Origin of the sequence: Saccharopolyspora sp. NPDC049426 (genome assembly GCF_040676935.1) — a bacterium.
Lineage (GTDB): Bacteria > Actinomycetota > Actinomycetes > Mycobacteriales > Pseudonocardiaceae > Saccharopolyspora.
Window position 1 is genome coordinate 12,667 of the sequence record NZ_JBFAPZ010000018.1, and the last position, 12,480, is coordinate 25,146.

Below are 12,480 nucleotides of genomic sequence, written 5' to 3' on the forward strand. Positions count from 1 at the left end.
ACCAACCGATCCGACGGCAGCCGGCCCGCACTGACCCGCCAAATAGCCGTCCAGCCCATCAACCACGTCCATCTAAGAGAGAACCCCGGAAACACCTGGGTTTCCGGGGTTCTCTGGCTTTCAGGGTGATACGAGGTCAGAGGCCCATGCCGGAGTGGAACCCGCTGCCCTGGTCGAGTTCTTCGTCGTCGTCATAGCCGTAGCGCTCGTAGGAGCCCTCGCTCTCGCGGCGGGATTCGTCCTCGTCGTGGTAGTCGAGTTGGCGCTCGACGTAGTCGTCGCGGTAGTCCTCGCGGGTTTCCAGGACCTGGTCGCGCAGGGCTTCGATGCGTTCGGTGGTGTCGTCGCGTTGGAAGTTCTCGTTCGGGCTGGTCATCGTGTTCCTCCACTTGTCGGTGATCGTCCGCCAGGCATCGGCCTTGGCGTTCTGGCCGCCGGGTTCGGGCCCCAGCGGCACGTCCGGGTCGTTCGTGCGGATGCCGTAGGTCTCGCGGTAGGCGGCCGCGAGCCCGGCGACGTCGTCCCAGCGTTCGGCGGCGGTCGCCTCCTGCGGCCGCGGGCCGAGCTGCGCGGCCCAGTCCGGGCGGTCGTGGGCGACGTGGTCACGGAGTTCGTCGACTCGGGTCGACACGGCGGTGGTGATCTGGTCGAGGTGGTCGGCGAGCTCGGGGGAGGCGTCTCGCACCGTGCGGTGCGGGGCGGTCAGCCAGGGCACCACGGGCTGCTCGCCGGTGCCCTGGTCGCGCTGGTCGGTGAGGTGGTCGACGACGATCTGGGCGGCGTAGCGGTGGGCTTCTGTCGGGTCGGCGGGCCACTCTGCGAGCTGCCGTGCGGCGTCGGCCACCGCCGCTTCGGCGTCCAGTCCCTCGGCGGCGCCGGCGGCGGCGTGCCGCCACACCAGCGCCCAGTCGTCGGTGACGTCTTCGTCCGGTACGACTGCGGTGGTGATCGTGTGCCACCGGTCGATCTGCTCTGCGCTGGGTTCGGCGACGCGGGCGGGTGGCTCGTGGTCGGCGATGTGGGACTCGATGCGCCATCGCAACACCGCGGCTGGGTCGCTGCTGTGCTCGCGGCCGCTGCTGGCAGCGGCGCGCGCGACGAGCTGGTCGGACTGCCAACCTTGTGTTTCGGCGCGGCGCAGCGTGTCCAGCAGCTTGGGCTCGGCGGGCCGGCCGAGTGCGTGGGGGGCGTGCTCGGCCAGGGCCTGGCGCGCGACGTGGTTGAGCAGTTCGCGGCTGGTGTTGTAGTGGCGCTCAGCCAGCACCGACAGCGGTTCCTCGGTCCGCTCGCGCAGCGCCTCGGTGAAGGTGTCCAGCAGGTCGTCGACGTCGATGCCGTCGCGTAGCCGCTCCAGCTCGTCGTGGCTCGTGCCCGTGGCCTGGTCGGTGCTGGCGGTCTCGGTGGAAGGGCCCCACTGGTCGATGAGGTCGTGCCAGGCGCGGGCACGCAGGCCCTGGCTGTCGGGCTGTTCACCCAGCGGGTGCGCCGGGTCGTTGCTAGTGACGCCGTAGGTGTCGCGGTAGGCGGCGGCCAGACCGGCCACGGTGTCCCAGCGTTCGGCCAGTCCGGGATCCTCGGGGCGTGGCCCCAGTCCGGCCGTCCAGTGTGGCTGTTCGGCGGTGACCTGGGTGCGCAGTTCGGTGTGGCGATCGTGGATGGCGCCGTTGAGGCGCTGGAGGTAGTCGCGCAGCTCGTCGCTGAGGCTGGTGTGGTCGGGGCGTGCCATCCACGGCAGTGCGGGCGACCAGCCGGCGCCGCGTGCGCGCTGCTCGGACAGTGCGTCTGAGACCGCTCCGGCGGTGTAGCGGTGGGCGTCCATTGGGTCGGCGGCGGGCCGGTTGGCGAGCCGGGTGGCGGCGGTGGTGACGGCGCCATCGGCGTCGAGGCCCTCAGCATGAGCTGCTGCCGCCAACCTCCAGACCTGCGTCCAGGCCGGTTCTTCGACGTCGGCGGTGGCGTCGTGGCGTTCGACGATCCCGCGCCAGTGGTTGATCTGGTTCATCGTGGGCGCGGCGGTGCGCGGTGGTGGTTGTTCGTGCAGTAGGTGCTGCTCGATGCGCCATTGCAGCACCGCCGCGGGATCGTCGGCGTCGGCCAGCTCGCCCTGGGCGAGGGCCGCGGGTACCAGGTGCTCGGCCTGCCAGCCGAGGTCTTCGGCGTTGCGCACGGTCTGGCGCAGCGCCCCGGTGGCGGGCTGTTCCAGCAGGTGGGGCACGTGCTCGGTCAGCACCGCCTCGATGCGCTCCTGCGAGCCGAGGTGCGCGACGAAGTCGTGGTGGCCGACCAGGGTGCGCAGCGACTCGGCCTTGTCCAGGGACGCGCGCAGTTCCTCGGTCGCCGAGGTCTCGGCCGAGGACCGTTCGAGTGCGGCTTCCAGGACGCCCCGCCCGGTGCGTTCCAGCGGGGTTTCCTGGTGGCTGTCGATCGTGTGCTGGACGGTTTCGACGAAAACCTGGTTGTCGTACTCGGCGCGGGTCATCTGGGTGTAGAGCTGTTCACGGGACAGCCCTTGGGGCACGAGGCTGTGGGACGAGCCGCCCTTGACCGACATGCCCTGCGAGCGGTTCACGGTCGCGGCGTAGGCCAGCTCGACGTGCTCGGCGACGTAGTTGGGCGGCAGGATGATGCTGCCGCCGCTGACCTGGTGGTGCAGCTTGATCGCGCCGCTGGCGCGGACGTTCTGGACCTCCCAGGTGTCGCCGTTTTTCACGAAGTCCCGGCCTCCGAACAGCGTTTTCAGCCGGTCGTTGCGGCGGGTGACGACGAGATCGCCCTTGCTGGCTGCGGTGCCGTCGTGCAGCCGCACGGCGCGTCCGTCGTCGACGTCGCCGCGGTCCAGCCGCAGCTGGCGGGCTTGGTGGTTGAGGGCGACGACGTCGTCGTTGGCGGGCACGATCAGCAGGGACGGCCGTCCGGCGTCGAGGTCAGAACGCCAGGCGTGGTGCGCGGCCTCGCGCATCGTTTCCCGCGAACCTTCGTGGACCCAGCCCTGCTCGAAGTAGTAGTCCAGGCCGCTCGCATCGCCCCTGTGCAGCTTGAGCGAGGCCGCGGCCTGGTCCTGGTCGGCGAACCGCACGACCTCCCGCAACCGCAGCGCACCGTTGTTGTGCTCGAACCAGCGCACCGCGCCGCCGGCCTCCACTGAAGCGAGCTGCTTGTCGTCACCGACCAGCCGCACGTCTGCACCCCGATTCAGGGCGTAGCGCACGACATCGTGCAGCGTGTGCGTCCCGGCCATCGCGGCTTCGTCGATGATGAGCACATCCCCGCGCGTGAACGGGAACGCTCGCTCGGCGCTGCCCATCTGCATCGCCGTGGTGACCTGGTGCAACGTGTGCGGCCGCGCGTCGATCGAGGATCCGAGTTCCTGGGCGGCCCGAGCGCTCGGGCCGAATGCGTAGACCTCGCCGGCGTCGGCGCGCCAGGCGTCGGCGAAGACCCGCATCGCGGTGGTCTTGCCTGCCCCGGCTGGTGCATAGAGCAGCTGCACCCGCCGCCCGGACGTCGCGAAACCGGCCACCGCACGCTTCTGACCAGCGTTGAGTTTCGCGCCGCCGACGGCTCGCCGGACCGTGGCCTCGCTGATGCGCACCCCGTCGTGGCGCCGTCCCCACGCGGCCAGAGCTGCCTCTTCGCGCAGTGTGTGGTGGGTGGTGAACCGCTGGGCGTTGTGCTCAACGAACACCGATTCGCCGTCGGAGCGCCGCAACGCGGAGGGCTCTTCGACCGCAGGTGGGGCTTGGAGCGAAACGGTGTCGGCATCGCGGAGAACCGCATTGACGACCTGGTCAATCACCTGGTCACGGGTGCCCTCCGGCACCCTCAGATGCGCAGTCTGGCGGTGCGCTTCGGCTGCGATGTTCCACTTGTTGAAGTGGCTGAAGTGATCCGAGACCGTCGTCAGCGTGCCCGCGGCGAGTTCGCCGACGTCGACGTCAGCGACCGCCTCACCGTGGCCGGAAAACAGCCGGGTGCCGAGCGTGGCGAGCTCGTTCGGCCGGACCGTCTCGATCGCCTGATCACGCCACCGGCGCAGATGCTGCGCCAGAGAACGCGGTTCCTGTTTGGGGTCGCGGGTGTCGTACTTGGCGCAGCGGCTGATCTCACGCAGTTCGCTCGGGCTCGGTTCGCGGTCGTGCTCGCGCCGGAAGTCGACGATGCGGCGGGCGCGGTCGGTCTCCACCTGCGATGAGCGTTGTGAAAACCCTTCCAGCAGCGCGTCGGAGACCCCGTCGAGTTCCCAGCCCACCCGCTTGAGATCGAACCCGCCTTTGGCACGCTCGCTCCAGCTCGCACCGGCCTCGCGGAACAGGTCCCGCAGGCGGCTGTCGTAGTACTCGCTGGTGGTCACCGACGCGGCCAGCACAGTGCGCCCGTCCAGGCTCGTCCACCGCCCGTCGGCCCCTTGGACCTTGGTACTGATGGGCACATGGGTGTGCAAGTGCGGATCGCCCGCGCGCGAGTCCCAGTGCTCGAACAGCGCGGCGGTGATGCCTTTGACGTCGACCTGGGCGTAGCCGCCGTCTCCCTTGCGGGTGTAGGCGGCGTTGTTCTCGAAGTACTGCAAGGTGTCGCGCACGGCCTGGCGGTGCAGCTCGACGATCCGCTCGCGGGTGGCGTCATCGGACAGCGCCCACGCCACCGAAACCGACTTCGGCGGCGCGAAGACGAGCTCGTAGCCCGATGTGGCGGATTTCAGTTCCCGCTTCTGTTCGGCCAGCCACCGCTTGAGTTCGGCGTTGCTGGGGTGCTGGCCCTCGTGCTCGTCGGCGTACGCCTGCACCTGCACGCCGCGCCGGATGCTCGCGCGGGTGGCCTCATCGATCGGCGCGCCGATCGGCCGATCGTTTTCGAGGTTGTAGGTCTTGTAGGCGTCGATGACCTTGCTGCGGAGTTCGTCGGCGCCGCTGTGCTGCCGGAACCGGTAGCCGAGCTTGGTCGCGGCCAGGGCCTCGGCCTGCGACGCGCCATCAGCGATCATCTCGGCTTCGATGCGGTCGGCCTCCGGGTGTCTGCCCTCGCCGAACAGCGCGTTCATCTGCGCCGCGGTGACCTCACCGTCCACACCGAGCGCGGCCGCGCCGCGCCCGAACCACTGCCCGGGTGGGTAGCCGTGCGCGGTGTAGTAGTCGGACAGGGATTCGCCGGGTTCGAGCTCCCGATCGCCGCACGCAACCGACCCGGTCAGGTACTCGTACCCGCCGGGTGAAAGCTTGCGAACACCGATCACCCCAGCACCTCTGTCATCAGCGATTTCAGTCAGGCCGACGTACTCACGCTAAGCAGGCCAGGGCGGCTGCCCGTCGCAGACTCAATCGATACAGAACCGGGGAGCATGCAGAATGCAAGACGTCCTGTGTGTCGGTGAGGGGGCAGACCAGGGGGGACCGGCGGCACGGTCGGCGGGTGAGATGCCGGCCGAAAGGCGACCGGTGGGTTACAGCGCGGAAGCGGGCCGGGCGCGCGGCGGGATGTGGGCGGCGACCAGGCGGGAACCGTGGGAAGCGCGCACGAAAAAGACCCCCGGTCGCATGACCGGGGGTCTTCGGGGGCGGGTGGCCGCTAGGCGGCAAGCGCGGCGGGTTCGGCTGCGGCGGCGGGCACGTCGTCGGCGGCGCTGGGCACGACTGACAGCGCGGGCGCGGACTCCAGCGCGCGGCACCCGGCGCACTGCCCGTCGTCGGCTGGCAGGTGGCGGACGTCGCGCGGGCTGCGGTCCTCGCCGCAGGTCTGGCAGGCGGCCAGCTCCGGCGCGGCGGGCTGCTCGGCGGGCTCGCTGGCGTTCGCGGCCACCCAGGCGGCGACGGTGTCGCGATCGGTCTGGTGGCTGTAGCGGCTCCACTCGGTGCGGAGGTGTTTCAGCGCGCGGGGGTAGTGCTGGTGGATGTAGGCGCACAGGGCCTCGATCGCCTGGGCGCGGGTGGCGTTGTCCGGCACCTGGATGCCGGGGCGGCCCAGCTCGCGGCACTCCTGGCACAACCCGTCGCGGTGGGCGCGGTCGGCGCGGCTGGGTTCGATGTTGCAGCCCAGGGCCACGCACGGGCGGCCGCCGTCGCGAACGGCGGTGGTGCGGGGGTCGGGCCGCTCGCGGTCGCGCGCCACCAGGTTGATGGTCATGCGCTCGTAATCGACGGCGTAGCCATCGGGCCGTTCGCCGCGCTGCGGGGCGTCGTCGACTCCCGCACGGGTGGCGGCGTACTCGGTGACCGCGCGGGCCTCGGCGCGGGCCTTGCGCTGGGCGCGGCGGAGTTCCGGCCGCACCTCGGTGCGGACCGCGCCCCCGGCGCGGCGGCGGGCGTTCTCGATCGCTTGCCGGTCCCAGCGCGAGGCGCGGTCGGCCTGCGGCTCGGGCCGCTCGCGCTGTTCTCCGGGGCGCGGTGCGCACGCCGCGATAACGGCGCGGTCGCGCTCGTCGGCGCGCTTCCAGTACTCGCGGAGCCGCTTCACCCCGGTACGCGGGTGCTCGGCAAGGATCCGGCCGCACTCGGCCAGCACGGAGATTTCGCGGGCGTCCGCGCTGGTCAGCGTCTCGCGCCATTGAGCGCGGGCGGCGCGGAGGTCGCCGGTGCGCAGCAGTGCGGCGACAGACAGAACCGAGTCAGAAATCGTCACAGAATGCGACATAGAGAACCCCAAAGTCAGCGGTTTTTGCGCAATCGCCAGGCTTGGCCTTCCCGGCGGCTTGCGACTCTTATTCTATCCCGAATTGCCGACTCGCGGCAAGTTCAATCAGGGCTTTTATTCCTATTTTCTGCAATTCGCCGGATCAAGTGAACCACCCTCTGACCTGCGTGTTTGCACGAAAAAGGGCGGGTTGCCCTCGCTAAATGGGCCCGTTCATTAGTCGCGCATTCCCTTTCTTTCCCCGCCCCTTCGACATAGGCCAATCCCTCCCGTGTGGGGCTGTCGGGTCAAGGTCGGGGCCCCGCAAATTCCCGAAATTGTTCGGAGCTTGCGGAGAAGAATTTCGGGAATTTTGGGGTGGCCTTGACGCGACAGCCCCACACGTTGAGACAATCCGGCCGCGAAGGGCCGGGGGAAAGAAGGGGAATGTCTTCATTGAGGTGATCTCAGTGGGTTTTGCGGTGTTCGTGGTGGGTGAGGACGAGTGCAGCTTGGAGGATGTTGCCGATTTTGCGGGGGCTGGCTGTGATGTGGTGGAGGGTGCGCCAGCGTCCGGTGAGGACGGCGAATCCGCGTTCGCCGGGGCCGCGAGGCTGCGGAGGGCTTGGTTGTAGGCGTGGTTGTCGGTGGAGAGTGGGCGGCCTTTGCCGGTTTTGGAGCGTTTGATGAGGGTGTGCACTCCGGCACCGGTGCCTTGGTAGCCGCCGTCGGCGAGGGTGGGCAGGTCGAGTTGGGATGCGGCCCAGTACAGCGCGCCGAGGGCGTGGTGATCCGCGGCGGTGATGTCGTGAACCGAGCCGGGTTCCACGGGTGAGACCCAGATCGGGAAGCCATCCGGTGTGGTCAGGGCCTGGATGTTGCCGCCTTGGCGGTGGTGTTTGCCGGAGTACCACCGGTCGATCGGGGTTCCTTTCACGCTGGTGGTTTTCTCGGTGAGTCGGTCGCAGGGGAAGAGTTTGCCGTCCAGGATGAGGTAGGTGGCACCGTCGGATTTGGCTTGCCGCAGTGCGTGGTGCAGGTCCGGGGCTTGGGCGGCCAGCACCTCGATGACCTCGTCGATGTAGCGGTAGCCGGTGGCCCGGGAGATGTCGTTGTCCCGGGCGAGTGCGGGGATGGCGGTGCGATCTCGGAACCACCGCAGTCCCAGCACGGCCTGTTTAAACGTCGATAACGCGCGGCGTCCACGCCCGGTGCCACGACGCCGTCGCTCGGCGTTGAGGAGTCCGGCGAGGTAGAGGGCGAGTTCGTCAGCGACATCGAGCCTGGCACGATAGGTGATCACGTGGGGTCCTGGTTCGTGAAGATGATCTTGTGGTGAGACCTTCTTCTACCAGGACCCCACGCCCACATCTCCCAGCCACCCCACCCCTAATCCACTGAGATCACCTCATTGTTCGGAGCGCAGCGGAGAACAATCCCTGCCTCGCTCGCCCGGCACTGCGGCAGGCTCGCGTGACCGTGGCGAGCGGGACACCGGATATGGGCAGGCGCCCGGCCGGGCAAGGCGCCGGGCAGGGTCGGCCTGCCGCTTGTTGGCACCATGCGTCACGGGTGGCGGCTACACTGATCGGTGCTTGGCGACACGGGCCTCAGCGGGCCCTGCGCACGCCAGGCGAGTGTGTCGGCGCGGTCTTGGCCGAGCCACCTCGCGGTGGTAAGCCCTTCGGGGCTTCCGCGCACGGCACGGCGGGCGCGCCCGGCTTCGGCCGGGCGCGCCCTCTTCATCTGCCTTCTTCCTTCCCCTCCGAAGCCGCGGGTTCCCGGCGCGTCGGGACGCTGCGGGTTCGGGCGGTCTTAGCGTCGAGCTCGTACGGCACAACCGTCAGGGGAGGGAAGCGGACATGGCCGAGTCATCTACCCGGGGCCGGCGGCCGCGCCGGTCGACCAGGATCAGCCAGCGTCTGGAGCGGGCCCGGCAGCGCAACGCCGATCAGCTCGCCGAGCAGAGATGGCGGGAGCAGCGCGTTGAGGATGCGTTGCGCGAGTTCATCGAGGCCGGAGAGGCCATCGCCGCTGAAGATGCCGCCTGCGAGGAGAAGGTGGCTGCCCTCCAGCGCAAGATCGACGCGCTGCGTGCCGAATCGCGGGAGCGGGTCACCGGTGAGCACACCCGGCAGGCTCAGGCGGCGTTGGCGATCCACGAGGCGGGCCGAACGGTCGAGCAGGTGGGCGAGCTGCTTGAGCTGCGCAGTGAAAAGGAAGCAAGACGGCTGATCACGGCGGGCCGCACGGCCGCCGAGGCGGGCAGTGGCCCGGCTCAGGAACGGGATACGGTCCCGGCGAAATCGTCCGGGCACAGGCCGACGGGGGCAGCGGCGGGCGAGGAGACCACCGGAGCGGTGTCAGGGGAACAGCGACAGCTGCGCGGGGTCGATGGTCAGCAGCACCGCCCGGACTCGGGTTTCGTCCCAGCCGCGGTCGCGGACGGCGGCCGCCAGAACGCGTGAGTGCTCGGCGCGCTCGTGGCGCAGCAGGCCGGACCACCGGCGGATCCACCAGCGTGGCCGCCCGCCGCCTCGACCCTTGGCGGCCATGCGGCGCAGGTTGTCGGCCTGGGTCGACGGCCAGAGGTGCCCGATCACCGGGTCGGGATGGGCGCGCACGCAGATCGGGTTGTCGCAGACGGCGTGCTCGATCACCTGCCCGAACTGGACGGGAATGCCCAGCTGGTAGGCGACGGCGAACCGGTGGGCCTTGACCGTCCGCTCCCGACCGCCGCGCGTGGCCGAGAAGGTTCCGTACCCGTCGTCGGAGATCGCGCCGGTCCAGATCGCGCAGTGCTCGTCGGGTCCGAACACCACCCGGCGGTAGAACCGCTCGATCTCGGCGGCGTGGGCAATCGGGTCGACGACCAGCGCGTCGGTCAGCGGCGCCGCCGGTTTCCGGTCCGGGTGGGCGGGCGGGACTACCTGCTCGGGGAGCAGGCCCGGCTCGACCGGCTCCTCGAACAGCGGTCGCGTCTCCGGCCCGCCGTCGGGCGTCACCGGCCGGCGGGGCGGCCGTAGCCGTACATCATCGCCCGCACCTGGGCGGTTTCCCGGCGATACCCGCGCGCCCACAGCGTCACGGTCAGCACGACCGCGGCGGCGATGAGCGTGAACGCGATGACGGTGTTGGGCTCGCCCTGGGCGACCGCGACGGCCAGGGGCAGGGCCGCCAGCCCGGCGCCGGTGAACAGCAACCGCCGGCGCGGGGCCTGCGGGGCAAACCACCGGCGCGTGATCCAGGCGACGGCGAGCCCGACCAGGGCGCCCAGCACCGCGAGCACGGGCACGCCGGCCACCCAGGCGGCACCACGGGCGAACGCGGCGCCGGTGACGATGCTGATCAGGCCCGCGACGGCGGCCCCCAGGAACACGCCCAGACCGGCCGCACCGCAGAGCCGGGCGAACACGACGATAGGACGAAACCTCATGTCGATCGAGGGTAGAGCACGACGGTGACATGGTCGGCCTACGCGAGCTGCGCAGGTGGCGTTCAGGGGCTACGCGAGTTGTTGGTGCCTACGAAGCCAGTTGGCACCCCAGCAGTCCTTGACCTGCTCAACGGTGAGGTCGGCGGCCTCGGCGATCTGGTCCCAAGCTGCAGCGTATCGGTAGCCGTTGAGCACATCGCCGGTCGCGTCTAAGTCCGCTGCGCAGCAGATCCGAATCTTGACCAGGTGCCATTCGCGAAGGGCTTGGTGCTGCACGGTTTCGGAGAGGTCGGCCTGCGCCCGCAGCCACGCGACACGGTCGTTGTCACCGAAGGCCGGTCGGCCGAGGATGCAGTCGGCGAGCTGCCCGACGACCGCGAGGATCGCCTCGTCGCCGTCCAGCTCGCGGAGCTTGTCGGTGGTGAACGGGAGCGTGAGCAGGTGCATGGTGATCTCCAACGGTGGACGCCGAGGCGATGCTCTGGGCGGGTGTCGACGTGGCCCGGGCCGAGGGGGTCCGTGCTCGTGCCTCCTCGGCCCGGGCGAAACCCGCCACGTAGGGCGGGTGGCCACGCGGCGCGGTTGGGGGGTCCGCGGCTCGCGTGGCCGCTCCGGTGCCGCGGCGGCGATCACCTCGGGGTGAGGCACCGGAGAGGTAAGGTTCAGAGAGTGCGCAGCGCCGCCAAGACCTGCTGCAGCACTCGGGGTTCGGTCGAGTACGTGCCTGCGCCGATCAGCGGATGATCATTGTGGTCGAGCACGGGGCGCTGGAACTGCACGGTGTGCTCCAGCTGGGCGACGTCGTCGGCGAGATCACCAGACCAGGTGGTGCGGCGTGTCTCGCGCTGCTCGGCTGCCATTTCGTCCATGAGTTGCTTGACCAGCAGTGCGCCCTCGCTCGCGCCGCTGTGCTTGCCGCTGTTGCGGTAGTAGAAGGCAGCGAGCAAGCCGCATACCGTGATCAGCGCGAGGGTTGCGGCGCTCCATAGGGCAACGGTGATCATCGGTCGATCACCACCGAGATCACGTCGCCGTCGATGGCGACCGGGAGTTCGTCGGCCCGCAGTGCGTCGGCGAGGCGGTCGCAGACCCGCGCAAGTTCCTCCCGGTCGTCCGGGGATGCCTTACCTGCTTCGACGTTGTCGACGGCTGCGCCGATGGACATGATCGCGGCGCGCATGAGGCTCGCGGTCTGGTTCATGAGGCCACCGCCAGTAGCGCGGGCGGCGGTGGGGTGCCCGCGAGGTCGTAGGTGTGGGCTCGGCAGGTTTCGCACTCCGACCACAGCCAGGCGTGATCGCCGTTGTCGGCCTGCAGCGTGGAGTCGCCGCACAGCGTGGTGACCGCGGTTCCGTCGGGGTAGAGGTGGCCGCCGTTGGGATGCGCGTCTGTGCTCGCGTGCCGCTGGCCGCCGGCCGGTACCCAGTGGAACGGGTGAGGGCTCCACATAGGCCCCCTCCTATCGATGCTTGTGCGTAGCAAAGAGCCATGATGTGCGACATGGGCTCTGTGTGCGTTCTAGCATGTTGTGCGAGCACAATTTGGATCAATACTCCCACCGGGTGACATGTCGTTTGCCGGTGATCGCGGGATAGGATTTTGTGCATGGCCAACACAGCGGACAGCCCACGAGCGCGGGCGCTTGGCGCCGAGCTCCGGCGGCACCGTCGCGCAGCCGACATGACAACAACGCAGGTCGGCGAGGGTATTGGCAAGGCTCATAGCTACGTGAGCCGCGTCGAAAATGGCAAGCAGGTGCCGACCGAGGCCGACCTTGCGAGCCTGCTTTTTGTGCTCAGGGTAAACGGAGACGAGCGCGAGCAACTGCTCGAACTCGGGAAGGCCGCCAGCGATCCGGACTGGCTGGCGCCCGGCGTCGACCGCCAGCTCGCCGCGTTGACCGAGTATGAGCGCACCGCGAAGCGCATCATCGCGGTCGAGCCGCTGTTGGTTCCTGGCCTGCTGCAGACCTTCGACTACGCACGGGAGACCGTGGCCGCATTCGGGTCCAGCGGAGCCGAGGCCGAGCAGTCGGCGATGACGCGCCTCGGACGGCAGCATGTTCTCACCGATGAGCCACCAACCACCCTCGACGCGTTCATCGGCGATTTCGCGCTTCGCAACTCGATGTGCGCGCCCGAGGTCATGCGCGATCAACTGCACCGGCTCCTCGACCGCGGCCAACGACCCAACATCACGATTCGTGTCGTGCCGATGGCGCAGCCACCGGCGGAAGTGATCCGTGGATCGTGGACGCTCATGACGTTCGAAGACACACGCCCCGTGGTCTATATCGAACCGTTCGGGTCGACGGCGGCGATCACCGACCGTCGCACGGTGACCCGGTGCGAAGCCGCAGTAGACGCGCTGCACGAAAAAGCGATGAGCCCGGCCGCATCCGCCGAGCTCCTCGCTGATCTTGTTAAGGAAATGGAGTAAAT

The 12,480-nt window shown here is 69.4% G+C and carries 10 protein-coding genes and 1 pseudogene; 2 read left to right on the forward strand and 9 right to left on the reverse strand.

The window, feature by feature from the left end:
* Positions 1–136 precede the first annotated feature (136 nt).
* From mobF to AB0J78_RS29620, 3 genes and pseudogenes are all read right to left on the reverse strand, one after another.
* Positions 137–5,230 carry a MobF family relaxase gene (gene mobF, locus AB0J78_RS29610; RefSeq protein WP_363794687.1) on the reverse strand — a complete coding sequence of 1,698 codons (5,094 nt, stop codon included), beginning with the start codon at positions 5,228–5,230 and terminating at the stop codon, positions 137–139.
* Positions 5,231–5,562: 332 nt separating this feature from the next.
* Positions 5,563–6,612 (reverse strand): hypothetical protein, encoded by a 1,050-nt coding sequence (locus tag AB0J78_RS29615; protein ID WP_363794688.1) that lies wholly within the window; start codon positions 6,610–6,612, stop codon positions 5,563–5,565.
* Between the two features lie 458 nt (positions 6,613–7,070).
* A pseudogene (locus tag AB0J78_RS29620) lies at positions 7,071–7,906 on the reverse strand (transposase family protein).
* A 559-nt stretch (positions 7,907–8,465) separates the two neighbouring features.
* Between AB0J78_RS29620 and AB0J78_RS29625 the strand changes: the two are divergent.
* A complete protein-coding gene (locus tag AB0J78_RS29625) occupies positions 8,466–9,071 on the forward strand; it encodes a hypothetical protein (protein WP_363794690.1) in 606 nt (201 codons plus the stop codon).
* On the opposite strand, the gene AB0J78_RS29630 is transcribed toward AB0J78_RS29625, so the two are convergent.
* From AB0J78_RS29630 to AB0J78_RS29655, 6 genes are all read right to left on the reverse strand, one after another.
* Positions 8,967–9,608, reverse strand: coding sequence for a hypothetical protein (locus AB0J78_RS29630; RefSeq protein ID WP_363794692.1), 642 nt, complete (start codon positions 9,606–9,608; stop codon positions 8,967–8,969). The two genes, AB0J78_RS29625 and AB0J78_RS29630, sit on opposite strands and share 105 nt — an antisense overlap.
* On the reverse strand, positions 9,605–10,039 hold the full coding sequence (locus AB0J78_RS29635; protein WP_363794694.1) for a hypothetical protein: 435 nt from the start codon (positions 10,037–10,039) through the stop codon (positions 9,605–9,607). Before AB0J78_RS29635 ends, AB0J78_RS29630 begins: the two co-directional genes overlap by 4 nt.
* Before the next feature lie 69 nt (positions 10,040–10,108).
* Positions 10,109–10,486 (reverse strand): hypothetical protein, encoded by a 378-nt coding sequence (locus tag AB0J78_RS29640; RefSeq protein ID WP_363794696.1) that lies wholly within the window; start codon positions 10,484–10,486, stop codon positions 10,109–10,111.
* A 215-nt stretch (positions 10,487–10,701) separates the two neighbouring features.
* Complete coding sequence (locus tag AB0J78_RS29645) at positions 10,702–11,043, reverse strand: hypothetical protein (protein ID WP_363794698.1); 342 nt, start codon at positions 11,041–11,043, stop codon at positions 10,702–10,704.
* The gene (locus AB0J78_RS29650; RefSeq protein WP_363794700.1) at positions 11,040–11,240 is read right to left on the reverse strand and encodes a hypothetical protein; all 201 of its coding nucleotides are present in this window, start codon (positions 11,238–11,240) and stop codon (positions 11,040–11,042) included. The genes AB0J78_RS29645 and AB0J78_RS29650 overlap by 4 nt, the downstream gene beginning before the upstream one ends.
* The gene (locus AB0J78_RS29655; RefSeq protein ID WP_210971765.1) at positions 11,237–11,488 is read right to left on the reverse strand and encodes a zinc finger protein; all 252 of its coding nucleotides are present in this window, start codon (positions 11,486–11,488) and stop codon (positions 11,237–11,239) included. Before AB0J78_RS29655 ends, AB0J78_RS29650 begins: the two co-directional genes overlap by 4 nt.
* A gap of 156 nt (positions 11,489–11,644) precedes the next feature.
* Between AB0J78_RS29655 and AB0J78_RS29660 the strand changes: the two genes are divergently transcribed.
* Entirely contained in the window at positions 11,645–12,478 is an 834-nt protein-coding gene (locus tag AB0J78_RS29660) for a helix-turn-helix transcriptional regulator (protein ID WP_363794702.1), read from the forward strand.
* Positions 12,479–12,480 lie beyond the last annotated feature (2 nt).

Coding starts and splice junctions, on each gene's coding strand:
- AB0J78_RS29625 (WP_363794690.1), top strand. CDS start 8,466: ATGGCCGAGTCATCTACCCGGGGCCGGCGGCCGCGCCGGTCGACCAGG.
- AB0J78_RS29635 (WP_363794694.1), bottom strand. CDS start 10,039: ATGAGGTTTCGTCCTATCGTCGTGTTCGCCCGGCTCTGCGGTGCGGCC.
- AB0J78_RS29640 (WP_363794696.1), bottom strand. CDS start 10,486: ATGCACCTGCTCACGCTCCCGTTCACCACCGACAAGCTCCGCGAGCTG.
- AB0J78_RS29645 (WP_363794698.1), bottom strand. CDS start 11,043: ATGATCACCGTTGCCCTATGGAGCGCCGCAACCCTCGCGCTGATCACG.
- AB0J78_RS29650 (WP_363794700.1), bottom strand. CDS start 11,240: ATGAACCAGACCGCGAGCCTCATGCGCGCCGCGATCATGTCCATCGGC.
- AB0J78_RS29655 (WP_210971765.1), bottom strand. CDS start 11,488: ATGTGGAGCCCTCACCCGTTCCACTGGGTACCGGCCGGCGGCCAGCGG.
- AB0J78_RS29660 (WP_363794702.1), top strand. CDS start 11,645: ATGGCCAACACAGCGGACAGCCCACGAGCGCGGGCGCTTGGCGCCGAG.